29 protein-coding genes and 2 pseudogenes are annotated in these 24,560 nt (G+C 38.8%); 25 read left to right on the top strand and 6 right to left on the bottom strand.

Annotated elements, in window-relative coordinates; genetic code table 11:
* The first annotated feature begins 50 nt into the window (after nucleotides 1–50).
* On the top strand, nucleotides 51–1,832 hold the full coding sequence (locus tag HNQ85_RS13285; RefSeq protein WP_181538188.1) for a sensor histidine kinase: 1,782 nt from the start codon (nucleotides 51–53) through the stop codon (nucleotides 1,830–1,832).
* Complete coding sequence (locus HNQ85_RS13280) at nucleotides 1,801–2,532, top strand: LytTR family transcriptional regulator DNA-binding domain-containing protein (protein WP_181538187.1); 732 nt, start codon at nucleotides 1,801–1,803, stop codon at nucleotides 2,530–2,532. Before HNQ85_RS13285 ends, HNQ85_RS13280 begins: the two co-directional genes overlap by 32 nt.
* 295 nt (nucleotides 2,533–2,827) lie before the next feature.
* Here HNQ85_RS13280 and HNQ85_RS13275 read toward each other — a convergent pair whose 3' ends face one another.
* Complete coding sequence (locus HNQ85_RS13275; RefSeq protein ID WP_181538186.1) at nucleotides 2,828–3,205, bottom strand: hypothetical protein; 378 nt, start codon at nucleotides 3,203–3,205, stop codon at nucleotides 2,828–2,830.
* Between the two features lie 134 nt (nucleotides 3,206–3,339).
* On the bottom strand, nucleotides 3,340–3,639 hold the full coding sequence (locus HNQ85_RS13270; protein WP_220129222.1) for a helix-turn-helix domain-containing protein: 300 nt from the start codon (nucleotides 3,637–3,639) through the stop codon (nucleotides 3,340–3,342).
* A 276-nt stretch (nucleotides 3,640–3,915) separates the two neighbouring features.
* Here HNQ85_RS13270 and HNQ85_RS13265 point away from each other — a divergent pair, with 276 nt between their 5' ends.
* Nucleotides 3,916–5,340 carry an NAD-dependent malic enzyme gene (locus tag HNQ85_RS13265; protein WP_181538185.1) on the top strand — a complete coding sequence of 475 codons (1,425 nt, stop codon included), beginning with the start codon at nucleotides 3,916–3,918 and terminating at the stop codon, nucleotides 5,338–5,340.
* A 518-nt stretch (nucleotides 5,341–5,858) separates the two neighbouring features.
* Nucleotides 5,859–6,068, top strand: coding sequence for a hypothetical protein (locus HNQ85_RS13260; RefSeq protein ID WP_181538184.1), 210 nt, complete (start codon nucleotides 5,859–5,861; stop codon nucleotides 6,066–6,068).
* A gap of 251 nt (nucleotides 6,069–6,319) precedes the next feature.
* Here HNQ85_RS13260 and HNQ85_RS13255 read toward each other — a convergent pair whose 3' ends face one another.
* Nucleotides 6,320–7,192, bottom strand: coding sequence for a recombinase family protein (locus HNQ85_RS13255; RefSeq protein WP_181538183.1), 873 nt, complete (start codon nucleotides 7,190–7,192; stop codon nucleotides 6,320–6,322).
* A 180-nt stretch (nucleotides 7,193–7,372) separates the two neighbouring features.
* Between HNQ85_RS13255 and HNQ85_RS13250 the strand changes: the two genes are divergently transcribed.
* The 5 genes and pseudogenes from HNQ85_RS13250 to HNQ85_RS13230 all read left to right on the top strand — a co-directional run.
* A complete protein-coding gene (locus HNQ85_RS13250) occupies nucleotides 7,373–7,567 on the top strand; it encodes a hypothetical protein (protein WP_181538182.1) in 195 nt (64 codons plus the stop codon).
* A gap of 1 nt (nucleotide 7,568) precedes the next feature.
* Complete coding sequence (locus tag HNQ85_RS13245) at nucleotides 7,569–7,712, top strand: XkdX family protein (protein WP_181538181.1); 144 nt, start codon at nucleotides 7,569–7,571, stop codon at nucleotides 7,710–7,712.
* Between the two features lie 578 nt (nucleotides 7,713–8,290).
* Nucleotides 8,291–8,503: a hemolysin XhlA family protein gene (locus HNQ85_RS13240; protein WP_343046515.1), complete on the top strand. Its 213-nt coding sequence runs from the start codon at nucleotides 8,291–8,293 to the stop codon at nucleotides 8,501–8,503.
* A gap of 1 nt (nucleotide 8,504) precedes the next feature.
* Nucleotides 8,505–8,768 (top strand): hypothetical protein, encoded by a 264-nt coding sequence (locus HNQ85_RS13235; RefSeq protein WP_181538179.1) that lies wholly within the window; start codon nucleotides 8,505–8,507, stop codon nucleotides 8,766–8,768.
* Nucleotides 8,765–9,241, top strand: a pseudogene (locus HNQ85_RS13230) (M15 family metallopeptidase); the annotation flags it as partial. The gene HNQ85_RS13235 and the pseudogene HNQ85_RS13230, both read left to right, overlap by 4 nt.
* Before the next feature lie 389 nt (nucleotides 9,242–9,630).
* On the opposite strand, the gene HNQ85_RS13220 reads toward HNQ85_RS13230, so the two are convergent.
* Both HNQ85_RS13220 and HNQ85_RS13215 read right to left on the bottom strand, forming a co-directional pair.
* A complete protein-coding gene (locus tag HNQ85_RS13220; RefSeq protein ID WP_004434885.1) occupies nucleotides 9,631–9,849 on the bottom strand; it encodes a helix-turn-helix domain-containing protein in 219 nt (72 codons plus the stop codon).
* 10 nt (nucleotides 9,850–9,859) lie between these two features.
* The gene (locus HNQ85_RS13215) at nucleotides 9,860–10,345 is read right to left on the bottom strand and encodes a DUF2975 domain-containing protein (protein ID WP_004434880.1); all 486 of its coding nucleotides are present in this window, start codon (nucleotides 10,343–10,345) and stop codon (nucleotides 9,860–9,862) included.
* 581 nt (nucleotides 10,346–10,926) lie between these two features.
* Between HNQ85_RS13215 and HNQ85_RS13210 the strand changes: the two genes are divergently transcribed.
* Entirely contained in the window at nucleotides 10,927–11,343 is a 417-nt protein-coding gene (locus HNQ85_RS13210; protein ID WP_181538178.1) for a hypothetical protein, read from the top strand.
* A gap of 62 nt (nucleotides 11,344–11,405) precedes the next feature.
* Nucleotides 11,406–12,014 carry a restriction endonuclease gene (locus HNQ85_RS13205; protein WP_181538177.1) on the top strand — a complete coding sequence of 203 codons (609 nt, stop codon included), beginning with the start codon at nucleotides 11,406–11,408 and terminating at the stop codon, nucleotides 12,012–12,014.
* Here HNQ85_RS13205 and HNQ85_RS13200 read toward each other — a convergent pair.
* Nucleotides 12,004–12,228 (bottom strand): helix-turn-helix domain-containing protein, encoded by a 225-nt coding sequence (locus HNQ85_RS13200; RefSeq protein WP_246326869.1) that lies wholly within the window; start codon nucleotides 12,226–12,228, stop codon nucleotides 12,004–12,006. The two genes, HNQ85_RS13205 and HNQ85_RS13200, sit on opposite strands and share 11 nt — an antisense overlap.
* A 137-nt stretch (nucleotides 12,229–12,365) precedes the next feature.
* Between HNQ85_RS13200 and HNQ85_RS13195 the strand changes: the two genes are divergently transcribed.
* From HNQ85_RS13195 to HNQ85_RS13130, 14 genes and pseudogenes are all read left to right on the top strand, one after another.
* The gene (locus HNQ85_RS13195; RefSeq protein ID WP_181538220.1) at nucleotides 12,366–12,569 is read left to right on the top strand and encodes a hypothetical protein; all 204 of its coding nucleotides are present in this window, start codon (nucleotides 12,366–12,368) and stop codon (nucleotides 12,567–12,569) included.
* Nucleotides 12,570–12,687: 118 nt separating this feature from the next.
* On the top strand, nucleotides 12,688–13,869 hold the full coding sequence (locus HNQ85_RS13190; RefSeq protein WP_181538176.1) for an FtsK/SpoIIIE domain-containing protein: 1,182 nt from the start codon (nucleotides 12,688–12,690) through the stop codon (nucleotides 13,867–13,869).
* Nucleotides 13,862–14,119: a hypothetical protein gene (locus tag HNQ85_RS13185; protein ID WP_181538175.1), complete on the top strand. Its 258-nt coding sequence runs from the start codon at nucleotides 13,862–13,864 to the stop codon at nucleotides 14,117–14,119. The genes HNQ85_RS13190 and HNQ85_RS13185 overlap by 8 nt, the downstream gene beginning before the upstream one ends.
* A gap of 93 nt (nucleotides 14,120–14,212) precedes the next feature.
* Nucleotides 14,213–14,419, top strand: coding sequence for a hypothetical protein (locus tag HNQ85_RS13180; RefSeq protein ID WP_181538174.1), 207 nt, complete (start codon nucleotides 14,213–14,215; stop codon nucleotides 14,417–14,419).
* Nucleotides 14,420–14,430: 11 nt separating this feature from the next.
* Entirely contained in the window at nucleotides 14,431–14,652 is a 222-nt protein-coding gene (locus HNQ85_RS13175; RefSeq protein WP_181538173.1) for a hypothetical protein, read from the top strand.
* Between the two features lie 65 nt (nucleotides 14,653–14,717).
* Nucleotides 14,718–15,593: pseudogene (gene rsgA / locus HNQ85_RS13170) on the top strand (ribosome small subunit-dependent GTPase A); the annotation flags it as partial.
* 73 nt (nucleotides 15,594–15,666) lie between these two features.
* A complete protein-coding gene (locus HNQ85_RS13165; RefSeq protein ID WP_181538171.1) occupies nucleotides 15,667–16,080 on the top strand; it encodes a GNAT family N-acetyltransferase in 414 nt (137 codons plus the stop codon).
* A gap of 305 nt (nucleotides 16,081–16,385) precedes the next feature.
* Entirely contained in the window at nucleotides 16,386–16,787 is a 402-nt protein-coding gene (locus HNQ85_RS13160; protein ID WP_181538170.1) for a secondary thiamine-phosphate synthase enzyme YjbQ, read from the top strand.
* 207 nt (nucleotides 16,788–16,994) lie between these two features.
* The gene (locus HNQ85_RS13155; protein WP_181538169.1) at nucleotides 16,995–17,747 is read left to right on the top strand and encodes a DeoR/GlpR family DNA-binding transcription regulator; all 753 of its coding nucleotides are present in this window, start codon (nucleotides 16,995–16,997) and stop codon (nucleotides 17,745–17,747) included.
* A complete protein-coding gene (pfkB, locus tag HNQ85_RS13150) occupies nucleotides 17,744–18,655 on the top strand; it encodes a 1-phosphofructokinase (protein ID WP_181538168.1) in 912 nt (303 codons plus the stop codon). Before HNQ85_RS13155 ends, pfkB begins: the two co-directional genes overlap by 4 nt.
* 15 nt (nucleotides 18,656–18,670) lie before the next feature.
* A complete protein-coding gene (locus tag HNQ85_RS13145) occupies nucleotides 18,671–20,542 on the top strand; it encodes a PTS fructose transporter subunit IIABC (protein WP_181538167.1) in 1,872 nt (623 codons plus the stop codon).
* Between the two features lie 275 nt (nucleotides 20,543–20,817).
* A complete protein-coding gene (locus HNQ85_RS13140) occupies nucleotides 20,818–21,684 on the top strand; it encodes a permease (protein WP_409994132.1) in 867 nt (288 codons plus the stop codon).
* 12 nt (nucleotides 21,685–21,696) lie between these two features.
* Entirely contained in the window at nucleotides 21,697–22,542 is an 846-nt protein-coding gene (locus tag HNQ85_RS13135) for a TIGR03943 family putative permease subunit (RefSeq protein WP_181538165.1), read from the top strand.
* A gap of 205 nt (nucleotides 22,543–22,747) precedes the next feature.
* Nucleotides 22,748–24,496, top strand: a complete 1,749-nt coding sequence (locus HNQ85_RS13130; RefSeq protein ID WP_181538164.1) for a methyl-accepting chemotaxis protein — start codon at nucleotides 22,748–22,750, stop codon at nucleotides 24,494–24,496.
* Nucleotides 24,497–24,560: the final 64 nt, after the last annotated feature.

Here is a 24,560-nt window from a genome sequence, read left to right as displayed (position 1 = left end):
CATTTTTTATCCATGTGCAAAGCGAATGATGAAAGTAGAGGTGAGCTTCGATGTGGCAACTTTTTCTTTCCATGTTTGAGCGGCTCGGCATCATCGTGATGGTTGCATTTTTGCTGACCCGCCTTCCCTATTTCCGCCGCCTTATTTACCATCAAGATGTCGGAAAAACACAGCGTTTTACAATTATGCTCATCTTTGGTCTTTTCGGTATTGTCGGCACATATACAGGATTAACTGTGCACGTTGGCACATTAGAGATATCGAAATGGTCGTGGGTGCTTAAAAAGGATGAAGCGTTGGCGAATTCGCGAGTCATCGGAGTAGTGATTGCTGGTTTGCTTGGTGGTTGGCGGATTGGATTAGGAGCAGGATTCATTGCCGGGATTCATCGCCTGTTTCTTGATGGATTTACTGCTGTTGCTTGTGGAGTCTCGACCATTATTGCTGGAGCGATTGCTGGAATTGTCCATCATCGTAAGAAGGAAGTTGCTGCATTTTCACCGTTGCTGGCGCTTATTGTCGGCATGGGAGCAGAAGCATTGCAAATGTTCATGATTCTTTTGATTGCCAAACCGTTTGAACATGCATGGATGCTAGTAGAAGTGATTGGGATTCCAATGATTATTGCCAACGGTCTTGGCAGCGCGATTTTTATTTTGGTCATTCGTAATGTCTTTCAAGAAGAAGAAAAAGCGGGAGCGTTGCAGGCTGCAAAAGCAATGCGGCTTGCAGAAGCGACCATTAGTCATCTTCGCAATGGATTAACACCGCAATCAGCAAAAGCGATTTGTGATCTTTTTATAAAAGAAGTTCCGGCGATGGCGGTGGCGGTAACAGACAAAACACGCATTCTTGCTCATGTCGGAGTTGGAAGTGATCACCATTTTATGGGGGAGCCTATTCAAACGGAAACGACGCGGAAGGTGATAGAAACAGGTGAAATGCTATATGTTCATGATCGAGTCATTTGCCACCATATTGGCTGTCCATTACATAAGGAGATTATTGCTCCGCTAAAGAGAAAAGACGAAACAGTGGGCACATTGAAATTTTATTTTCGCTCAGAAGCAGATTTATCGTCAATCACTTTTGAATTTGTCAAAGGTTTATCTTCGCTTTTAAGTTTGCAACTGGAAATTGCAGAGACAGAAAAGTATTATCAGCTGATGAAAGAGGCGCAAATGAAAGCACTCTACGCTCAAGTGCACCCCCATTTTTTATTTAATGCCTTAAATACCATTGTGTCATACATTCGAGTTAACCCAAATCGAGCAAGACAGCTTCTTTTGTCGTTAGCTCATTATTTTCGCAAAAATTTAGTCGGTGCCACAGAGATGTTGTCTACTCTGAAAGAAGAGCTAAAGCATGTTCGCGCTTATTTGACTATTGAAGAAGCAAGATTTCAAGATAAATTGCGCATCTTTTATGAAATTGAAGAAGGATATGAACAATTAATATTGCCGACAATGACGCTTCAGCCGCTTGTAGAAAATGCGATTAAACATGGACTGCGTCATATGAAAAAAGGAAGCGAAATTGTGATCTCCGTTAAATCACGCGGTTCGTTTGTAGAAATTGCCGTTTCAGACAATGGAAAAGGGATGAGGAAGGAGCAAGTGTCGAGTTTATTGCAAAAGCCTGTCGCTTCACCATCTGGAGCAGGAATCGGATTATATAATGTCAATGAACGGTTAAAATCGCTGCTTGGAGAACATGCGAAACTATCGATTATTTCTCAAGAGGGGAAAGGAACGACTGTTCAGCTTGTTATTCCATATAAGGAGAAAGAAAGGAGAGGATGTGCTATTGCGCATTCGAGTGATGGTCGTTGATGATGAACCGCTGAGCCGTGAGGAACTCAAACATCTTTTAAATGCTTATCAGCAAATTGACATCGTTGCCGAAGCAGAATGTGGGGAAAGCGCTTTAGAGAAGATATTGAGATTGCAGCCTGATGTTGTTTTTCTCGATATTGAAATTGGAGAAATGTCAGGATTAAACCTGGCGAAAATGTTGCAACAGTTGAAACAGCCGCCCAGAATTGTCTTTGCTACAGCATACCCTAATTATGCGGTGGAAGCATTTCGCTATGAGGCAGTCGATTATTTGCTGAAACCGTTTGATGAAGCCCAAGTGAATGAAACAGTTATGCGCCTGATTCGCAAATGTCAAAAAGAACGTGAAACATTTCCAGAATTTTTAATTCGCAAGTTAGCGATTGAGGAAGATGATCGTATCATCTATGTTTCACCGCATGATATTTTGTATTGCTACCGTGAAATAAAAGAGACGGTAATTGTGACAAAACAAAAAACGTATCATACGAAAGTTCCTTTAAAGGAACTAGAACAAAAACTAAAAGATAATCTATTTTTCCGCACTCATAAAAGTTATCTCGTTAATGTCGAGAAAGTCGAACAATTAACACCATGGTTTAATGGAGCGTACCAGTTAACATTGACTGGGGTTCCAGATAAAATTCCAGTCAGCCGCAATTATGTTAAATTATTGCGACAAAAATTGGAACTATAATTTTTGGTCAGAAACAAGCACTTTTGCATCTGTGTTGGGGATTTGGAAGGGGCCAATACTACGATTCGCTGTCCCTAGACAACAAAAGAGTACAGAGTTTGAGACTATAGAGTTCTGTTTTGGAGTTCAAAATTTTAAATAGCAACATAAAACGCACATCATTTGTTGATTATTTAGGTAAAAATTGAACATATAAATAAACAAAAACGTTTGGACAGTTTTTCAAAACCCAAACGTTTTTGTTGAAATATTTTCTTTTTTTATCTAATTATCGTACTTGTTAGTTAAGTAAAAGTTATACATTGCTGTTTGATTGCTTATCTCGATATGCTGAACAATGTTCATCTGAAATACGATCATTTTCCTTTCCTGTTACAGCTGATACCTCTACTAATTTATGACCAAGTCCGTCCCATACAGCGACAGTATTAAGAGAAACCCATTCCATGTTTCCGCATGAAAGATGGAAGAAATAATAGCGATTCCGTGTAGTTACTAAGACTTTGTTATAGATAATATCCTTGGATTTACGATTTTGAATTACTAGAATGAAATCCAACATATCTTCCTTCTTTGGCTTTTCAATAATTCTCGCTATAAACATTCCGTTCGGGCTTTTCTTGGTTTTATATATTTTTTCTGTTTCTATCGTAAGATGTGGTTTTCCTCTCATAATCGCAACCTCACATAATATCATGAGTGTTGATATAACTATTTTTCGGTGATTTACGCTTTTCTGCCGTGATACATGAACGAGAAAACCCGTTCGTTCGAGACAAACTCTTTTAGTCACTAAAATATCAACTTTTATTTTGCTTCCATTTCTCGTTTTAGACGAATAAAGGCGATAAATTGATTTAGTTCATCTTGCGAAAGCGATTTTCCGTCTATTGTCAAACAGATTTGACTGCCGATATCTTTGCTCGTTAACTCAATTGTATGACGTTCACCTGTATATGTTTCTGTCATACCTAGTAAATAATCGACAGACGTTTCGAACAAAACGGCAAGTTCTTTTAACGCATCTAATGAAGGCTGGCGGTATCCTGATTCATAGCCTGCATACGTGCTTTTAGCGATGCCAAGCTGATCCGCTGTATATTGCAATGACCAATTCTTTTTTTCCTTAGCTTGGATAATCGTTTTGAAATCATTGAACTGTTCTCCTATTCCCTCTATCCTGATAAAAGCTGAACCGTGCGCGAAATGAATAAATAATACTTGTTATCTAACCTGAAAATGGAATATAATTTAATCATTAAGTCGCATAACGCGCACGAATGTTGTATCCTAATACATATTTTCATTAATAAAGTATAACACATTTTGGGAAATATGATGATTTTTCCTTCTTAAAAATTGAGTATAGAAAGGTAGATTGAGATGTCAATACCAAGTGGTGCAAGCATGCATATTACAATCCGGCTTCAATTTCAAAAAGATCTTGTTTCGTTTGGAGACATTGCGACTGCCATTGGAAAAGCTGGCGGGGATATCGTCGGAATTGACGTGATTTCTTCTAGTAAAACGCATACGGTTCGCGATATCACTGTCAGCGCGTTCGATACAAAACATTGTAACTTAATTATTGACATGTTAAAGAAAATTCAAGGTGTCAAAGTCGTTCATGTATCTGATCGAACGTTTTTAATGCATATTGGCGGGAAAATTGAAATGAAATCAAAAATACCTATTAAGACCCGTGATGATCTATCACGTGTTTATACTCCGGGAGTTGCCCGCGTTTGTACAGCGATTGCTGAAGACCCAACAAAGGCTTATTCGCTGACAATTAAGCGCAATACTGTCGCTGTTGTTTCAGATGGCACAGCGGTATTAGGGCTTGGCGATATCGGACCGCATGCGGCAATGCCGGTCATGGAAGGAAAAGCGATGTTGTTTAAGCAGCTTGCCGGTGTTGATGCGTTTCCGATTTGTTTAGATACGAAAGATACGGAAGAAATTATTCAAATTGTCAAAGCGATTGCTCCTGCTTTTGGCGGAATTAATTTAGAGGATATTTCTGCCCCTCGCTGTTTTGAAATTGAAGAAAGATTAAAGAAAGAATTAGATATCCCTGTTTTCCATGATGATCAGCACGGTACGGCTGTCGTTTTGTTGGCAGGACTGTTAAATGCATTAAAAATCGTCGGCAAAAAATTAGAAGATATTAAAGTTGTTGTAACAGGAATTGGGGCAGCTGGAATTGCTTGCACGAAAATTTTACTCGCTGCCGGTGTACGCAATATTATTGGTGTTGACCGTACCGGTGCAATCCATCGAGGAGTAGATTATGAGAATCCTTATTGGATCGAATATGCTCAAATGACAAATCCAGATAATTTAAGTGGAACATTATCCGATGTGATTGAAGGTGCGGATGTATTTATTGGTGTTTCTGCACCAGGTATTTTAACAGTGGAAGATGTTAAAAAGATGGCGAAAGATCCAATTGTCTTTGCAATGGCGAATCCTGTACCGGAGATTGACCCGGAACTTGCTGAACCATATGTTCGTGTCATGGCGACTGGAAGATCAGATTATCCAAACCAAATTAATAACGTTCTTTGCTTCCCTGGCATTTTCCGCGGGGCGTTAGACTGCCGAGCAAAAGAAATTAATGAAGAAATGAAATTAGCAGCAGCGCAAGCGATTGCTTCTGTTGTAACAGATGAGGAATTAAATGAAACGTACATCATTCCAAGCGTTTTTAACAATAAAGTAGCAGAGCGGGTACGGGAAGCTGTTATGAAAGCGGCATATCGCACAGGAGTTGCTCGTAAAGAGGCGATTGCTCCTACAGAATAATTGATATTTATTAATCTATGTACGTGTATAACATAAGTCATTCAGTTTTTATTATGTTTAATATTAGAATTTTTATGCTGGAAAAAGAACCTCTGCTCCATTAAGAGATGAGAGACTTCTTAGGTAAATATTAAAATTTCAGATAATTTCAAAGGGCACTTGCAGAAAAAGCAGGTGCTTTTTTTATGGATTTTATTTTTTAGAAAAACTATGTTCTAAATGCAAAATAGAATTAAACAGCTAAACAATAACTAATAAAGCTCTTTATCTACTTAATGAAACAATTTTTCACAAGTGTTTGAAATGCAATAATTCGCATATAAATACTAATTTTCGTATAATATTCATAATCGAAAATTCTCGGTTAAGGAGTGATGCATGATGGTGATGAGAAAAAGAGAAATCGTGAAAAATAAGGTCATGGAGGTATTCTTTTTATAACCGAGATCCTTGTACGGGATAAAAAGATTCCTCTATGATCTGAGAAATTCGGATCAAACATATAGGAGGAATCTTAGTTGAAACTTGAACAGTTAGGCTGGAATTCGTTTTTTATTGAGAGTTTTAAGCAGTATGATCAAGAAGAACTTACAGTCGGTAGAGTTATTTTAGAACATAAACATTTATATCGAATTATGACGGAATACGGTGAATTGCTTGGTGATCTTGCGGGGAGGCTCCGTTTTAATGCTGTCGGGCGCGAGGACTTTCCAGCAGTAGCCCAATGAGGATAAAAGAACACCAGGGGAGGAGAGATGGAATTAATAAAATTCCATCTCCACAATTTCAACACTTTCCGGTGTTTTGGTCTTATTGATTTTATCGACCACGATTTTTTTCAAAAGAAAGGAGATATAAGATTTCTTTTCTAATGCCGTCATGTGTTCCCAAGTGTTCCGAATATCTGATAAAATGGATAAGACATCAATGTTTTGCGTATAATGGGCTTGGGTAGGTGTAAGGTGTTGGAGTTGTTCTTTCAGCAACTCTTCTTTTTTTGTTCTTCTTTCATACGTTCGATGAACTCGACATCGGTAATCATTTCATTCACCCAAGCGTATTGCCATTTCTTACGCCGCTTTTCAATCGCGGCTAATTCTTTTTGGATTTGTTCGATTTCTTTTTGGTAGTCGCTCTTTTCTTCTATATCCGCATGGGCAGCTACTTCTTTCTTCGCCTCTTCCAATATGCCCCTTTTGTTTATATATTGCAAAAATCGCTCTTCCAAAAACCCTTCTTTGATAAGCGGTAAATCACAAGTTCCTATCTTTTGATTGGTGCAAATGTAAAATCTGGTTCCTTGACCGTTAGATTTTCCCGAAAGCGGAGCGCCGCATCTTGCGCATTTCGCCACACCACTGAAAATATATTCACTCGTTGTTGTGCGTGGATGCTGCGCTTTCCTTTTCTCTAATAGTTTTTGTGCTTGAAAAAACGTTTCTTCTGAAATAATCGCAGGTGCCGCTTCTTCGACTTCAAAGTATTGGTCTTGATGAACAGTATAATTCCAGCGCATTTTTCCGATATACACAGGATTCGTTAGCATATAACGAACACCATTTATACTGAATTTGGTGTTGCTTTTGGTTTTCATTCCTTCTTCATTGAGTTTAGAAGCGATTTTAACGATTCCCATTCCCGAAAGATACATATCAAAAACACGCCGCACGACAGATGCTTCTAAAGGATTAATCACTAACTTATCGTTTTCACGGTCAATGTCATAACCAAACGGAGCTACATTCGCCGCCCATTTCCCTTGCCGTACTTTTTCCTGCAACCCCATTCGGATACGCTCGCCTAAGTTTTCACGTTCCCATTGAGCCAATGCGGCAACGATCGTGATGAACATTCTTCCCATTGCGGTGGTTGTGTCATAGACTTCTGTCGCAGATTTAAATTTACAATTAGGCGAAGACCAGTTTACTTATGATTTAGGTAGCGTACAGCCTGCAGAGGTGAGATTGAAGTTAACAAGGGCAAACGTCAATGATGATGTGAAAATAACCAAGATATTAGGAGGTGTAGCTTAATGCCCTTACAGTTCTTTGATATAAAGGCGCAAACAGTGAAATTCATCAATGAAGACAAAGATCCTGTTAAACAACTAGAACAACAAAATGCAGAGTTGTTATTAGAATTAGCGATCAAAGATATGAAAATTGGTGAACTAGAGCAAACACAAGCTGAATTACTTTTAGATTTAACAATGAAAGGGGTAATTTAATATGCCATTAGATTACTATTCGCTCGTTAAACGCTATTACGAAGCAAAATATTACACGAAAGACGATGTAAAGGTGTTTGTTCAAACGGGAAAAATTACTGAACAACAGTATCAAGAAATCACAGGTGAACCATACGCAGCGTAGGTTCTTTTTTTATTGCGTTTTTGGACGATACTGCGACATAAACAAACGCCAAAACGAAGGCGTATTTATTATAGTTGAAATGATATAACTTGTATGATAGGATAATTAAGTAATTCGAGTTATTTACTGGTGTACGTTCAACTCGTACTCTCCTCACCCATCAATTAGCCTTACGATTAGGTAATGAATGGTGGTTTATTGGAACCATGTTTTCTGGAGTCCTTTCCACTGCAATTTCAAGTCTTTTACAGCAGTATCAAAAAGACTATTCGGGGGCGATGTTTATGTTTTATATCGGTGTAGTGGTAGTTGCCTTGGCGCTTTGCGAGGAGCCGGGTCGGCCAGTGATATAAGCCAAGCGCACTCGGGACAGGTACAGCACCAATGAGATTTATTAATAAGTCTCATTAATGCTGTATCTGTCCGCTGCAACTACACTAAACAAAAGACCAGATAATCCATATCTGGTCTTTTGTTTTTTGCAAAAAAGCAAGTCACCTCTTGTTCATCTTGTTTTTAACAAAAGGAGTTCTTTAGTGTAATAAGGAGTCTTTAAATAAGGCTCCTTTTTTATTTTGATCGAAAGGTGTGATTCAATGGAACAACGTGTCGCGAAACTTGAAGCAGATATGGTCGATGTTAAGACTCGCTTAGCAGTAGCAGAGTCAAATATCAAAGACATGCGTGAAGATATTTCCGCTATCAAAAACAACACGACGTGGATATTACGAATCATTTTAGGAGCCATCATCACAGGGTTGCTAGGATTGCTTGTCAAAGGAGGAATATAAAATGGAAGCTGTTTTTTCAATTGAATTTACCGCATATGTGGCATTAGCAGTTTTGCTTTATGCTATTCGCGAAGCAGCAAACATTCCTAATCGCTATATCCCGATTGTTGCGGTTGTGTTAGGCGTTGCTTTTTCTATTTTAGAAAGCGGCGCTTTTTCTTTTGGTGTGTTGGTCAATGGAATGAAATATGCTCTTTATGGTATCGGTTCCGTTGCAGCAATCAAATATGCTTTGGAAAAAGCGGAAGGAGAGGATAAACAATGACTGTCGGTTTAAAAGAACTCTTGGAGAAAGCGGAGGTAAAGTTAAAAGGTGTTCATCCTGTCGTTGCGTCAAAAGCACGTCAATTGATTACAAATGCGTACAAGAGGAGAATCAATGTCCTTATCACGCAAGGGTTCCGTTCTATTGAAGAACAAAACGAACTGTATGCGCAAGGACGCACGAAACCCGGGAAAATTGTGACTAATGCAAAAGGCGGCTATTCTTATCACAATGTTGGACTTGCTATTGATTTTTGTTTGCTTGTTGACGACAAAAAGGTAGTGTGGGATACGAATGCCGATTTTGACCGTGACAAAATCGCAGATTGGATGGAGGTCGTCGAAGAAGCCAAGAAACTCGGCTTCGAGTGAGGTGGCGATTGGCGCGGCTTCCCTGACTATCCACATTTTCAGTATACTTTTGGTCTATCTTTGGCTGACCTAAGAGCAGGGAAGAGACCGCCAGAACAAGTAGCGACGCAACCAAAACCACAGATGAATGTGGCTAGTGTTCAAGCAAGCCAAGTATACACGGTAAAAAGCGGCGAAACACTGTCTGAAATCGCAGTAAAAAACAAAACAACGGTAGCAGCTTTGCAAAAACTAAACAACATCAAGAATGTGAATATGATCCGCGCCGGACAAAAAATACGTTTAAAATAGAATCCCTGCCGTTTGGTAACGGGTTCCGTTTTGAGGTGAAAACATTGCAAATCACATCATATATTTTGTCACTAATATCAATGCAATTCTCAATGGAATTCTCTGAGTAAATAACATCAATAAACGCAAAGAAGGGATAGCTTAATGGCTATCCCTTAAATTCTCTAACGACTTCCGTTAAATAAATTTGTTGTCTGTTTTTATTGAGTGTCTTCGTCGCTTTTGTACTCCAAAATATCACCTGGCTGACAATCCAAAGTCTTACATATCGCTTCTAATGTTGAAAAACGAACCGCTTTTGCTTTCCCATTTTTCAGAATGGAAAGATTCGCCATAGTAATTCCAACCCTCTCCGAAAGCTCCGTTACGCTCATTTTTCGTTTTGCTAACATCACATCAATATTAATAATAATTGCCATATCCTCCACCTCAGACCGTCAAATCATTTTCTGATTTTATGTTAATCGCTTCTTGTAGAAGCCGTTGGAGGATAGCAGCAAAAACGGCGATAACCAACGAAGCAAAAATGATTATGAGTTGCAATATTCCAAAAGGAGGGTCCATATTCTTCGTTATAAAACGAAAGAGCGGAAAACCTAATACATACAAACCACTGATTGTAAAAGCACAGCACTTTATGTTCTTTAATGCCTTTACGGATAATTCTGAGAATGCTGTGTTTTTGTCAATATACCGTAAAAGATTGAAAGCCTGATAGAGAGCAAAGTAAAAAGGAACAGCTGCTCCATACATCACGATGAAAACGAGATATTTCAAATAAGACATATCTGGGTACAATTCTCCAGCAAAATTTCCAATCTTAGGAACCAAAAATATACACAAATAAAGCACTGCAATTCCAGCCAGAAAAATAGTTACCTTTAAGAAAGTGGTTGAGCCTCGTTTAACATTCATTTAATACACCTCACTTATTTAATGACAACATGATTTTAGCATATTATTTATCGTTTCGCAATAAATTGTTATTGTTTTTTATTATATTATTATCGTTATTAAAATATCCTTTTAATTATGACAAAAATAAAAAGCATTTCTCATTACAAAGAAATGCTCTTACTTTAAAATGTTAAATTTACAACTTGTTCTACAAAACTTCCAAATAGTTTCTTCTGCGAATTTCCACTACTTTGGGTTTTCTTGGGTTTAAAAAACTCCATATCTATTCCTCCTTCATAATTCACAGTAAAATTCACACTGTACAATAATTATTTCCATATTCGAGAATTGGTGTGCAAAATCCTACTTGAATTTTAATAAAAACATCAAAGAGTGTAGTAATTTCAAGGAAAGAAAAAACGTGAATTCGTGTGTGAATTCACGTTAAAAATGTATTGTGAAATTGATTTTTGCACCCCAAAAGAGAACCCGTTAGCCGTTTGGAGGGGATTTTTTTGTTTTTGTTACATATTTCGACATGTTTTTTAATCCCTTCTTGCTAGTATTAAGACGCGAGATATTACGCAGGAGGGATAAGAATGTTCGGGAAATTAAAAGAAATATTCAAGGAGCGTATTAACATTGAAATCCTTTCGGGCGGGCATGTATTAACCGATAAGTCTATGCCGGTTCGCTTCATTAATATTGTCAAAGGAGAACAACCGGGCGAAATCATCACAGAAGTGCCATTTGCCGATAAAAAGAAATGGATACTTGCCAGCATCGATTGGGAAGAATCGCATACACGCAGCGCAGGAAAAGCGGCGGCAGGTGCAATCGTCGGAAAAATGGTTGCTGGAACAACAGGAGCGATTGTAGGAGCGGCCATGGGCGGAAAACAGATTGACACATCAAAGGCATTTTTACGCATTCGTGACGAAGAAGGCACAGAGCATACACTTCATATCAAGTGTGATGAAAAACTATATCGCCAACTTTCTGCATTGTTGGGCTAAAATGCTTGTATATCAACGCTCCTTTTTGTCTATCCTAAAGTTGATGAAAAGGAGTGGGATCCATGTTTATTCTCGAACTTGCATTTGGAATCGTTGTATTAGTTGCCGCTATTCACTTTTGGTGGACCAAACGCAGACATGAATATCGAACATCTTTAATTGCTCAACAGATGGAAAGCAGCCTAGATATGAAAAGAACGCTTGCTATGGGTTTGTATTTCCGTTTTTGTAAGGAAAAGAACCAAGATGGGAAAACACCGAAATACTCCAAAATCTACATCAAACAAGACCCACTACAATTTGAAGTGTTTGCCGCCTTTGTCATGGAAAAGAAATATGGCGGCACAACATGGGTAAGCCCGGCATCCGGTGATTTTGGTGTAGATTTTGAACATAGACGAAAAGACGGTCTGTATTTAGGTCAAGTGAAATGTTATGAAGGTGATTTACCGTATGACCCGATTGCGAAACTTCATTCCAACATGGTGAAAAGTGGTGCAGTTGGTGGCTATGTCATCACAACAGGAAGCTTTAGCGACAATGCCCGCAAATTTGCCGAAGGATTGAACATCGAACTGATTGACGGTGTACGTCTTGTAGAATATTGGCTGGATGGACTGAAACAAACAGAAAACGTAATCGCTCAATGGAAAGAAGCCCCTACGGTGTAGGGGTTTTCTTTCTGTATAGGTCATCTGTTTGACAGTTGAACAATTCCGCCAGCATGAACAAACGCGGAACAGACGGAAAACTCTCTCCTCTTATGTACTTATTCAACTGCCGCATACCTACTCCTAATTTTTTCGCTACATAATCCTTCCGATATCCGCTTTTTTCTAACCATTCCCCGATTCTACTTTCTAATTCCATATTCATTAATTCCATTTTCATCACCTATGTAATTCATTCCATTTCCTGTTTGTTTCTCCTGCAAGGAAAATGAAATTCCCATAGAGAGAAATTAAAAGTCATATATGCCAAGCTATTGACCATATCTTATATCGAGACCGAAAGGAGGAACGATGGTTGGAACCATCAAGAAAGGAGTGATACAGATGGTCGAAATTATTGGAACAGGAGTATTATTCTTGGGCATGGCTTATGCCGAACATAAAGGATGGGTGGACAAAGAAAAAGTACAAATGATACTGACGCTTGGTATGAGTGTTGGTATCATGGTTAGCCTGTTTTATTTCTTTCATCTATTGTCCATTTCCTTTTTATAAGGATGACTAACCATAAGACCACGCTGGAACGATGGTTGGCACTAGAAAAACATGATAGCATCAATGTTTTTGTTGTTCCTGCGTTTTGGAACAATATTTCTTTTTTAGGAGGGTTTTTATGTGGGAACTATTCGCCATTCCTTTAGTTAGTAGTGCTGCTGCCTTGTATGTAGGCACACGAAAAAACGACCGTAACAAAACCACGATGGATAAGATATTTAAAAACATGAAAATCAGTGGAATGGAAGGAAATTACTTTGTCTACCCGAAGCTAATTAAAAAGGAACAGCACAAAAACTATGACAGATACACCTATCGTGTACCGATTGGACTTTCTGAAAAAACAATTGAATCCTTGCAAGAAATCATTTCCGCTACATTAGACGCTCCGATTGAAATCACATTCAAAAAACACCTCATTGTCGATGTCTACCATCACGAGATACCCGAACTTGTGCCATATGCAGAAGTCCCGAACAAGAAAGGATGGGTTGTGCCGCTTGGTGTGAATGAAAAAGGTTGGCATTTCCACGACTTTGACAAAACGCCACATTGTATCATTTCCGGTACAACTCGATTTGGAAAAACAGTCATGCTCAAAAATATCATGACATACCTTATCGAACATCATGCTGACGATGTAGAAATCCTTATCCTTGATATGAAAGGTGGCTTAGAGTTTGGAAGATACCGCAATTTGAAACAGGTCATTGACGTAGCAAGTGAAGCGGTAGAGGCGCATAAAGCATTACAAAAGATTCAACAATACATGGCGCAAAAGATGCTTGAGTTTCACGAAAATAAGTGGTCCAACATCGTCAACACACCGATTCAAAAGCGATTATTCATTATCGTTGATGAAGCGGCGCAACTGACACCCGAAAAACACATGCAAAAGGAACTTAAAAACACACTATCCGCTTGTCAGCACATTTTAGGAGAAGTCGCCAGGATTGGCGGTGCATTAGGAGTGCGGCTCATCTTTTGTACGCAATATCCTACAAGCGACACTTTGCCGCGCCAAATCAAACAAAACGCTGACTTAAAAATATCCTTCCGCTTACCTGCTGGATACGCTTCACAAGTGGCGATAGATGATTATGGAGCGGAAAAACTCCCTTCTGATATAAAAGGTCGTGCGATTATCAAGACACACGAAATGATGACCGTTCAAACACCGTTTATCAGCGATGACGAAATGTGGAAACGGTTAGGGGGGTATGAAGTTGACAAATCGGAAGCTACAGAACAAAGAAAAGAAGAAAATGAGAGAGGAGAAGATTTTGTTCGCTTTGAGTAAACTCGACTGTTTAAAACGTAGTCAGCTACAAATGATTTTAGGAATCCCAGACGTTCGCATGATGAACAAAATTTTGTATCGCATGAGCCGCTATTTACATCATGTTTATCTTGACGAATACGTGTATTATTTGAATAAAAAAGGACGTGAGTTAGTAGGAGCGGAGCGAGAATTTAAGAAAAATAGTCGTATTGAACACCATTTAATGAGAAATGATATTTATATTTTTTATCACTATCCAAAAGATTAGGTCATCGAACGGCCGGTTACGTGGAAAGAAGATGGAAAAGAACACAAACTAATTCCAGATGCCCGATTCACCTATCATGACACAGTGTATTTTGTGGAAGTTGATTCCCAACAACAAATGACAAAAAATCAACGAAAAATCAAACAGTATTCTTCACTATTTCGTGTGATGCAGCGGCAAAATGTTGTCGATCCGATTCTTTTATGGTACACGGTATCACCTGTTCGAAAAGAGAAATTAGAGCAATGGTGCAAAGAGTACGGTGTTTCGTGTGAAGTTCTATGCAAACATGACTTTTAGGAGGGGAATATATGAATTTACCAAAAGCGATTCACTGTAACCTCACCGATGAGGATATGGATATTAAGCAGGATTTAGCAAATGCGACAGACCGACAAAAACGGATTAAAGAAATATATCGCTTAGGATTGCAAGCAGAAAAGAACGGTATATATAAGAAAGAAACGGAAGTGAAGCGCGCCAAATGTTTTAATCTTGCTGTTCCAAGTAAACCCAAGTTATATGTAAAATAAAAAAGAAGGCGGAGTGATTCTCCTACCTTCTAGGGGGTGATTGGACATATAGAAGTGTTCTATTATACTCATTGCTAGGCGATTGGGTAGTCATTCGTCCGCGCATCGAGGAGAAAAAAGCAACAATTCAAGCGGTGCTGCCAAGAAAAAGTAAATTTTCACGAAAAACAGCAGGAGAGGCAACCGAAGAACAAATTGTCGCGGCAAATGTTGATACGGTCTTTCTTGTTAGTGCATTGAATCAAGATTTTAATGCAAGAAGGCTCGAACGATATTTAATAATGGCGTGGGAGAGCGGAGCAACCCCTGTTATAATCTTGAACAAGGCAGACCTTTGTTCGAATGTAGAAGAGGTTGTTGCGGAAGTGGAATCAGTTGCGTTTGGAGTTTCAATACACCCGATAAGTGCCTTGCATCAAGATGGTCTAGATGCACTAAATCAATATTTATTGCTTGGTAGGACTATCTCACTCCTTGGTTCCTCAGGGGTTGGAAAATCAACGCTTATGAATCGGCTGCTTGGCAGAGAAGAACAGAAGGTACAAGAAGTAAGAGAAGGAGATGACCGCGGAAGACATACAACGACTTATCGTCAGTTATTTTTGTTACCATCTGGTGCATGTGTCATTGATACACCTGGTATGAGAGAATTGCAGCTTTGGGAAGGTGAATCAGGTTTTCAAGAGACATTCGAAGACATACAGGAATTAGCTAGCCAATGTTATTTCCGTGATTGTCAGCATGGAAGTGAGCCAAAATGTGCGGTAAAAGCTGCGATTGCAGCCGGAACGCTCACGAAAGACAGATATGAAAGTTATATAAAACTGCAACGAGAACTCGCATTTCTAGCACGAAAGATGGATAAAAAAGCACAGCTAGCAGAGAAAGAGCGTTGGAAAAAGATTCACCGTGAACTTCGAGGGTTTTATAAGCGTAGATAATTTTTATATGAGAAAGTCTGTTTCAGCTTGAAGCAGACTTTTTCAGTTAAGAAAGTGAGGGTGTGGAATAAAAATGACTAAGTTACAATACGAAATTGTTCATGAAGTACCAACTGTCCAAGATTATTTACGTCTTCGCAAAGAAAGTGGATTAAGCGAAAAAAGTATAGAAGCAGCTGAACGCGGATTGAAAAATTCTTTATTTGCTGTAAGTATATATGATGGAGAAACTCTCATTGGCATGGGACGAGTAATCGGTGATAATGGTTGCTTTTATCAAATTGTCGATATCGCCGTAGCCCCTCATTATCAAGGGCAAGGACTTGGAAAACGGATTATGAAGGAGATAATGGACTATCTCGAAAATAAAGCCCCTAAAAGTGCGTATGTCAGTTTAATTGCTGATGCACCTGCCAATAAGCTGTATGAGAAGTTTGGTTTTACTTATACATATCCGAAATCACATGGGATGTATAAAAAGTATTAATTATGGGTTCTTCGCCTAAAGATATGACAAAACATAAAAATCATGTAGAAGATGACAGTGATAAGGTGTGAATATGATAATAGGTGTTGTATCAATTGCAGGAGGTCTCATAATGACTACTGCCTCATCGTACACTACGCTTATTTAGATGCAAAAAGCGAGGACATGCCTATGGAAAAAGTGGGTCGCTTTCGCAAGATCTTATCTTGGAATCACTTTTTAAGTTTAGGGCTTTTGTTAATTTCTGTTTCTTTTTGTAACAAGTTGAATATATTTAAACTTTATTTTTTAAGCGAGGGATGAATATGTTAAAAAAATTCACTATCCGCACATCAAAGCGTGATGAAATGATTGATATTACGAATGATGTCCAAGAAGCCGTGAATGAGTCTGGGATAGAAGAAGGTATAGTTGTTGTCTATTGTCCACATACGACGGCTGGAATTACGATTAATGAAAATGCCGACCCTGATGTGAAACGCGATATGATGCGCCGCTTTGATGAAGTTTATCCTTGGGAACACCGGTTAGATCGGCATGCGGAAGGAAACACAGCGGCACATATGAAAGCAAGCACAGTTGGGGCATCACAGCATGTGATCGTCACAGAGGGAACACTTCTTTTGGGCACGTGGCAAGGCATCTACTTTTGTGAATATGATGGCCCGCGTCATCGGACATTTTTCGTAAAAGTACTCAAAGGATAAAGAGAAAATTTTTTTAGCTGTCCTATTTCTATATGGACAGCTTTTTTCATTGCAAACGATACTCGATTAATGTTGAATGATTTTGATTGTTTTAGAATAAAAACCTGGAAGAAATCGATTGAATTTTAATGATTTTGATTGATTTTTTAAACCGCTTCCATTATGATAAAAATACAGATGAAAAATGATCATCGTGGAGGTGAAAGTTTGCTTACAGCAGAACGCCATCGCCTTATTTTAGAATTGTTGGCAGAAAAAGAAGTAGTGAAACTCCAAGAACTGGTCGAGGCAACGGCTTCATCTGAATCAACGATTCGCCGCGATTTAAGTCAATTGGAGAAGGAAAAAAAATTAAAGCGCGTTCATGGTGGAGCAGCTTTACTACAGCAGAAAAGAGAAGAGCTCAGCGTTTTAGAAAAATCAACAAAAAATATGAAGGAAAAGCAGATAATCGCTAAATATGCAGCAAGTCTTGTAAGAGACGGCGACTGCATTTATTTAGATGCAGGAACGACGACATTACAGATGATTCCTTTTCTTGAAGCAAAAGATATTGTCGTCGTTACGAACGGGATCATGCATTTAGAAGCTTTATTGGAAAAAGAAATCCCAACATACTTGCTCGGCGGGATGGTGAAAAAGAAAACGAAAGCTTTAATTGGCCGTGGTGCCATTAGTGCTCTTGAAAGCTACAGCTTCGATAAATGTTTTATAGGAGCAAATGGTGTTCATATTGACTACGGTTATACAACGCCAGACCCAGAAGAAGCGATGGTAAAGAGTTTAGCTATGAAACTATCCCGACAGGCCTATATTTTGGCTGACCATACAAAAATGAATGAAAGTACATTTGCCAAAATTGCCGATTTAGAAGAGGCGACGTTAATTACCGATGAACTTGATGAGGAATTACTGACACAATACGAATCAAAAACAGCAATCGAGGTAGTGACAAAATGATTTATACATGTACATTAAACCCTTCTGTCGATTATATCGTCGAAGTGGAACATTTTCGAGTTGGTGAATTGAATAGGGCAACGAAAACAGCTACATTTCCCGGTGGAAAAGGTATAAATGTATCCCGTGTTTTGAAACGGCTTGGTGTCGATAGTACCGCTTTCGGGTTTATCGGGGGATTTACTGGGGCATTTATTGAAAGTGAATTAAAGAAAGAAGAAATTTGTGCCGATTTTGTCATAGTAAACGGGGATACACGAATTAACATTAAACTAAAATCTGGAGAAGAAACGGAGATTAACGGGCAAGGTCCAACCATCCTTCCTAAACACCAAGACGAATTAATGAATAAAATTCAAGCTTTCAATCAAGCGGATATTCTTGTTTTAGCTGGGAGCATACCACCATCTATTCCAGTAGATTTTTATAATAGAATGGTTGAAACAGCGAAGCAAAATGGTGTCAAAGTAGTCGTCGATACAAGCGGACCTGCTTTAAAGCAATTAATTCAACATCATCCGTTTTTAATGAAACCGAATCATCACGAGCTTGGAGAGTTATTCGATACAGAAATTTCGTCTAAAAACGATATTATTTCTTACGGATATAAACTGGTAGAACTAGGTGTCGAAAATGTCATTGTGTCGATGGCTGGTGATGGTGCATTTTTCTTTAATAAAGAAAAAATACTTTTCGCTACAGCTCCAAAAGGAACCGTTAAAAACTCGGTCGGAGCAGGGGATTCGATGGTCGCAGGATTTTTAGCAGCATATTTAAACGAACAAGATATAGAAAAAGCGTTTCAATATAGCGTGGCAACAGGAAGTGCGACTGCCTTCTCAGAAGATTTATGCACGAAAGAAAAAGTGGAACAATTACTTCATGAAGTGAAAGTGACGCAAGTATAGCGAGGGGAGAAGAAGATGAGAATTACGGATTTATTAACGAAAGATACGATGATTCTTGAATTGAAAGCGAAAACAAAACAAACTGTTATTGAAGAACTTGTCAACAAGTTAGATGCAGCTGGAAAGCTACATGACAAAGAGGCTTTTAAAGATGCGATATTTGCTCGTGAAGCGCAAAGCACAACTGGCGTTGGGGAAGGAATTGCTATTCCTCACGCAAAAACAACAGCCGTAAAAACTCCGGCAGTGGCGTTCGGGCGCTCTAAAGAAGGGATTGATTACGAATCTTTAGATGGTAAACCGAGTCACTTGTTCTTTATGATTGCGGCTCCAGAAGGTGCGAACAATACCCACTTAGAGGTGTTATCTCGTTTATCTACTCTTTTAATGAACACCTCCTTTCGTTCAAGAATTGAAAGCGCTTCAACCGAAGAAGAAATATTAGATGTCATACGTGAAAAAGAGGCTGAATTACTTAATGAAAACCAAGAAACTGCTTCTTCCGCGAAAAAAGTGTTAGCCGTCACTGCGTGTCCGACTGGAATTGCCCACACATACATGGCGGCTGATGCGTTGAAAGCAAAAGCGAAGGAAATGAATGTAGAAATAAAAGTAGAAACAAATGGCTCAAGTGGTGTGAAAAATGCATTAACGGCAAAAGAAATTGAAGAGGCGGTTGCCATTATTGTCGCTGCAGATAAACAAGTAGAAATGGAGCGATTTAAGGGAAAACATGTGATTCAAGTGCCAGTCGCTCAAGCGATTCGAAACCCACAGCAATTAATTGAGCAAGCGTTAAAACAGGATGCGCCGATTTATCAAGGTGACGGAAACGAACGTCGTTCACATATACAAAAGTCTCATAACGAGCGTACCGGTTTTTATAAACACTTAATGAACGGTGTATCTAATATGCTTCCATTTGTTGTGGGAGGCGGTATTTTAATTGCAATTTCGTTTCTCTTTGGCATTAAGGCGTTTGATCCAAATGACCCTTCCTATCATCCAATTGCGAAAGCGTTAATGGATATCGGCGGCGGTAGCGCATTTAAGCTTATGATTCCTGTTCTTGCCGGATTTATTGCGATGAGTATTGCGGATCGTCCAGGTTTTGCACCGGGGATGGTTGGCGGCTTTTTAGCGGCAAACGGCGATGCGGGCTTTTTAGGTGGTCTGATCGCTGGTTTTCTAGCAGGTTATTTAGTCATCGGCTTAAAGAAGCTGTTTAGTCGTTTACCACAATCGCTCGACGGAATTAAACCGGTGTTGCTTTATCCGTTGTTTGGTATTTTAATTACAGGATTTGTGATGATGTATGTAGTTATTGATCCGGTCAAAGCGTTGAATGATGGTGTGAAACATTGGCTAGAAAATATGGGAACAGGCAACCTTGTATTATTAGGATTGATTCTTGGTGGAATGATGGCCGTTGATATGGGAGGACCAATAAACAAAGCAGCGTTTACATTCGGAATCGCGATGATTGATGCGGGAAATTATGCACCGCACGCAGCCATTATGGCAGGGGGGATGGTGCCACCATTAGGTTTAGCGCTTGCGACTACTTTCTTCAAGCGTAAGTTTACAAAAGCGGAGCGTGAGGCAGGAAAGACATGTTATATTATGGGAGCATCGTTTATTACGGAAGGAGCCATTCCGTTCGCAGCAACTGACCCGGTCCGCGTGATTCCTTCCATCATTGTCGGTTCTGCCATTGCTGGTGCATTAACAATGATGTTTGGCATTGGCCTGCCGGCACCGCATGGAGGAGCATTTGTCATTCCGATTGTAAAAGGAAATCCATTGTTATATGTACTTGCTATTTTAATTGGTTCGATTATAACAGCGGTTATGGTTGGAGTATGGAAGAAAGAAGTGAAAGAATAATAGAAAAAAGGCGCGATAAGAAATACTTCGCGCCTTTTTTAAGCGAAAAATTCATAAGTGGGAGAAGGAGTGAAGCAGTTTTGTCTTCACTCTTTAATATTTTGGCGAGTGAAAAGGTGTTTTTTAAAAAACACCGTTTTGTTTCCTTAATCGTGTGCGATTTCCTGAAAAAATTGATAAATTTCCAATAAATCTCATTAATTTTTCATCGGCTTAGTGTTAGAATAGGAGGTTGTAGATTGTATGAATGGAATGTTTAAAGGAGCATGAGAACCGTGATAAAGTCATTTCTCCAGTTAAATACCATTTTTATTAGTATTTTAATAGAGTCCTTGCCATTTGTGTTAATTGGCGTATTTATTTCTGGAATTATTCAAATGTTTGTGACCGAAGAGATGATTGAGAAATGGGTGCCGAAAAATAAAGTATTAGCAGTGTTGTATGCTACGTTGATTGGGGCGCTGTTTCCTGCGTGCGAGTGCGGGATTGTCCCGATTACGCGGCGTTTAGTTGCTAAAGGAGTACCGCTTTACGCCGCAATTCCATTTATGTTAACAGGACCGATCATTAATCCGATTGTCTTATTTTCTACCTTTATCGCTTTTGGAAGTAGCTTAAAAATGGTGCTTTACCGTTCCATTTTTGCGCTGGCTGTTGCGGTACTGATCGGATTATTGTTATCGATGCAATATAAATATGACCAATTGCGGAAAAAAGAAGTCATTTCATACTCAATGCCTAAAACATTGAAAGAAAAATGGATCGGAACGCTTGAGCACAGCATTGATGAGTTTTTCTCATCAGGAAAATATTTAATAATCGGTGCGTTTGTAGCATCGGCCATGCAAACATATGTAAAAACGTCGACATTGCTTGAAATCGGTCATGGGAAAATGTCTTCATCTCTTGTGATGATGGCACTTGCGTTCGTATTGTCGCTCTGTTCGGAGGCAGATGCGTTTATCGCTTCCTCGTTCCAAAATACGTTCTCGTTTGGCGCATTGGCGGCCTTTTTAGTGTATGGTCCGATGATTGATATTAAAAATACACTGATGCTTTTACAATCGTTCAAAACGCGTTTTGTTATTGTGTTGATTGCCTACATTACCATTTTCGTATTTGTCGGTTCATTATTCATTTAGGAGGTGAAGTGGATGCTTCGCACATACATTTTGCTTGGTTTTACCTTTTTATTTTTTCACTTGCATACAACAGGAGATATAAGCAAATACATTAATATGCGATATTCCTATTTATCGTTTAGCGCGATTTTTATTTTCGCGTTTCTTACCATTGTTCAATTTAGGATGGCGAACCGGAAAGAGACTGAACATCACTGTCATGATGAGTCGTGCTGTCATCATCATGAGGAAAATGAAACAAAGCTGAAAAAAGCATTGAATTATTTGATTTTTATCTTTCCGATTGTCTCCGCATTGGCTTTACCAATTGCAACGCTGGATTCGGAACTCGTAAAAGCGAAAGGTTTTCGTATTCCAGGATTTGAAACGGAAAGTGCTGATCCGTTTGGGCAGCGTCAATTTCTCCGGCCTGATACAAGTGTTTATTACGGCAAAGAAGGCTATAATGACTTGATGAAGAAAGAATTGGCGGTGTTTTCAAAACAATCTCGTCTTGTTCTTAATGACGGCAACTATTTGAAAGCGATGGAAACGATTTATCAATTTCCGGGGCAGTTCAGTGATAAAGAAATTGAGTTTGACGGGTTTGTCTATCATGACAAAACAACGAACAACCAGCAATTGTTTGTGCTGCGCTTTGGTATCATTCATTGTGTAGCTGATTCGGGAGTGTTTGGATTGCTCACGGAATTTTCCGAAAAACCGCATTTACAAAACGATGAATGGATTCATGTAAAAGGAAAATTATCGACCATTTACTTCCAACCATTCAATGTTACTATTCCGTATGTCCAAGTAAAAGAATGGCATAAAATTAAACAACCGGAAGAACCATACGTTTTTCGCGGGTATAACTAATCTCCAATCGCCTTTTTAAAAAAAGGCGATTATTTTTTTAGAAAAGTCTTTTGTATATGAAATAATATACATTATATTGATGGTTATAAGGATATATTTTTTCATAGTTTATAATTAAGTTTTTGTAAAAAAATTATAAAATTTTTCTTTTGATATCGATATATGGGGGTAAATGTGATACTTTATAACACGAGGGAGGATTCATATGAAAGCAAAATTTCAAAGTTTAAGTATGAAAATTTCTTTGTTAATTGTTAGTTTAATGATTATTTTATTAACTTTTAGCGTTGTTCTATTTATGGAAATGATAAAACTTTCAGTAGAAAATACCATTTCCTCATACAGCGTTGATACTGCGAAAAATATTGTGAAACATATAGATGCTGTCGAGTATCAAAAATTTTTAGAGGAAAAGTCAGAAAACGATACATATTGGGACCTGCGAAATGAATTAAATGATTTAAGAGAGAAAACGGGAGCGCTTTATGTTTATACGGTTGAAGTTGACGAACAAGAAAAGCAGCCAAAAGTTTTAATTGATGGACAACCGGAAGGATCGAATGTCGCGTCAGAACTTGGCGAACCGACTTCTACCACGACTTATGATGACGTGTTTCCGGTGTTAAAAGGAGGTACAAACAGCACGAAAATTGTACATGATCCCGAATATGGAGATTATCTCTCCGCTTTTGCTCCGATCAAGTATAACGGAGAAGTAATCGGGATTCTCGGAGTGGATATTGACGCGAAAGAGGTTGGTTCTATTCAACAAAAAGTAATAAAAGAACAATTGATGAAATTTATATTATTATTTGTGATAGGCATCGGACTCATTAGCGGTATTTCCTTTTTCTATATTCGTAAACGATTAAAAGCTCTAGAGGAATTGAACGAAGTGGCTGAAAAAATCGCTGCAGGGGAGTTAAACGAAGCACGAAATCTATTAGGGAAAATGCGAATAAAGGGAAAAGATGAGATTGCTAGTCTATCTCAATCATTTGAGCAAATGATGACGGGAATGCGTGAGATGGTGACCGACATTACGGAAAGCGCATATGAAATGCTGGAAACCTTTAAAGCATTAAGTCAAAATATTGAGAGTGCCAAATATTCTAATGAGCAAATTACTATGGCGATTAGAACGGTGTCTTCCAGCGCACAACAACAAGAGACAAGCATGAGTGAAACAGCGGATGCGGTCGAGGAGATGGCTATTGGCGTTCAAAAAATTGCCGAGTCATCGTCTCTTATTGCGGAATCATCAAATGATGTAATGAAACAAGTGGAAAGAGGAAATGGGGAAATTGAGAAAGCAATAAAACAAATTGATAACATGCGACAGGCTGTTATACAAACATCTATTAAAATCAAGGAGTTAGGCAGCCGGGTTGGAGAGGTTGAACAAATTCTTACGGCCATTACAGAGATTTCTGAACAGACAAACTTACTTGCGTTAAATGCAAACATTGAAGCGGCACGAGCTGGAGAGCATGGAAAAGGATTTGCCGTCGTTGCCAACGAAGTGAGAAAGCTTGCCGAGCAAGCAAAGCATTCGGCACAAAAAATCGCTGCATTGATTCAACAATTCCAAATCATGACGAACGAGGCGGTTCATGAAATGGAGTCAGGGACTCAAGAAGTTGAAAAAGGGACAAAAGCGGTCCATAAAGTAGGAGAAGTGTTCCAATCTATTTTTCATGCGGTTCACCAATCTAATAATGAGATTCAAGAAGTTTCTGCAATTACGGAGGAGATGTCTGCTGGATCTGAACAAATTTCTGCTTCTGTTGAGCAATCGGCCTTCTTAACGAAAGAGGCTACGTCAAACGCTATGAAAGTCGCAGAATCTGTGGAAAAACAAATGAAAACAATGGAAGAAATCGCTGCTTCGACGGAATTGTTAGGGAAAATATCAGAAAAACTGGAACAAGCAGTAAGAAAATTTCATTTATAAATATAAAGTTGTCCGGAGTCTCCGGACAACTTTTTTGTTGGCACAAAAGAACAGTTGGATTTGG

The sequence above is a fragment of the [Anoxybacillus] calidus genome (assembly GCF_013760845.1).
In the GTDB taxonomy this organism is placed as follows: domain Bacteria; phylum Bacillota; class Bacilli; order Bacillales; family Anoxybacillaceae; genus Paranoxybacillus; species Paranoxybacillus calidus.
Note: the sequence above shows the minus strand (reverse complement) of the source record. Positions and strands in the feature narration are given on the sequence as shown.

Bases quoted from the DNA above. Each gene is read 5' to 3' on its own strand.
- HNQ85_RS13285 (WP_181538188.1), top strand. From the start codon at position 51: ATGTGGCAACTTTTTCTTTCCATGTTTGAGCGGCTCGGCATCATCGTG.
- HNQ85_RS13275 (WP_181538186.1), bottom strand. From the start codon at position 3,205: ATGAGAGGAAAACCACATCTTACGATAGAAACAGAAAAAATATATAAA.
- HNQ85_RS13265 (WP_181538185.1), top strand. From the start codon at position 3,916: ATGTCAATACCAAGTGGTGCAAGCATGCATATTACAATCCGGCTTCAA.
- HNQ85_RS13255 (WP_181538183.1), bottom strand. From the start codon at position 7,192: ATGTTCATCACGATCGTTGCCGCATTGGCTCAATGGGAACGTGAAAAC.
- HNQ85_RS13250 (WP_181538182.1), top strand. From the start codon at position 7,373: ATGCCCTTACAGTTCTTTGATATAAAGGCGCAAACAGTGAAATTCATC.
- HNQ85_RS13245 (WP_181538181.1), top strand. From the start codon at position 7,569: ATGCCATTAGATTACTATTCGCTCGTTAAACGCTATTACGAAGCAAAA.
- HNQ85_RS13235 (WP_181538179.1), top strand. From the start codon at position 8,505: ATGGAAGCTGTTTTTTCAATTGAATTTACCGCATATGTGGCATTAGCA.
- HNQ85_RS13220 (WP_004434885.1), bottom strand. From the start codon at position 9,849: ATGGCAATTATTATTAATATTGATGTGATGTTAGCAAAACGAAAAATG.
- HNQ85_RS13215 (WP_004434880.1), bottom strand. From the start codon at position 10,345: ATGAATGTTAAACGAGGCTCAACCACTTTCTTAAAGGTAACTATTTTT.
- HNQ85_RS13210 (WP_181538178.1), top strand. From the start codon at position 10,927: ATGTTCGGGAAATTAAAAGAAATATTCAAGGAGCGTATTAACATTGAA.
- HNQ85_RS13205 (WP_181538177.1), top strand. From the start codon at position 11,406: ATGTTTATTCTCGAACTTGCATTTGGAATCGTTGTATTAGTTGCCGCT.
- HNQ85_RS13200 (WP_246326869.1), bottom strand. From the start codon at position 12,228: ATGGAATTAATGAATATGGAATTAGAAAGTAGAATCGGGGAATGGTTA.
- HNQ85_RS13195 (WP_181538220.1), top strand. From the start codon at position 12,366: ATGGTTGGAACCATCAAGAAAGGAGTGATACAGATGGTCGAAATTATT.
- HNQ85_RS13190 (WP_181538176.1), top strand. From the start codon at position 12,688: ATGTGGGAACTATTCGCCATTCCTTTAGTTAGTAGTGCTGCTGCCTTG.
- HNQ85_RS13175 (WP_181538173.1), top strand. From the start codon at position 14,431: ATGAATTTACCAAAAGCGATTCACTGTAACCTCACCGATGAGGATATG.
- HNQ85_RS13165 (WP_181538171.1), top strand. From the start codon at position 15,667: ATGACTAAGTTACAATACGAAATTGTTCATGAAGTACCAACTGTCCAA.
- HNQ85_RS13160 (WP_181538170.1), top strand. From the start codon at position 16,386: ATGTTAAAAAAATTCACTATCCGCACATCAAAGCGTGATGAAATGATT.
- pfkB (WP_181538168.1), top strand. From the start codon at position 17,744: ATGATTTATACATGTACATTAAACCCTTCTGTCGATTATATCGTCGAA.
- HNQ85_RS13145 (WP_181538167.1), top strand. From the start codon at position 18,671: ATGAGAATTACGGATTTATTAACGAAAGATACGATGATTCTTGAATTG.
- HNQ85_RS13135 (WP_181538165.1), top strand. From the start codon at position 21,697: ATGCTTCGCACATACATTTTGCTTGGTTTTACCTTTTTATTTTTTCAC.
- HNQ85_RS13130 (WP_181538164.1), top strand. From the start codon at position 22,748: ATGAAAGCAAAATTTCAAAGTTTAAGTATGAAAATTTCTTTGTTAATT.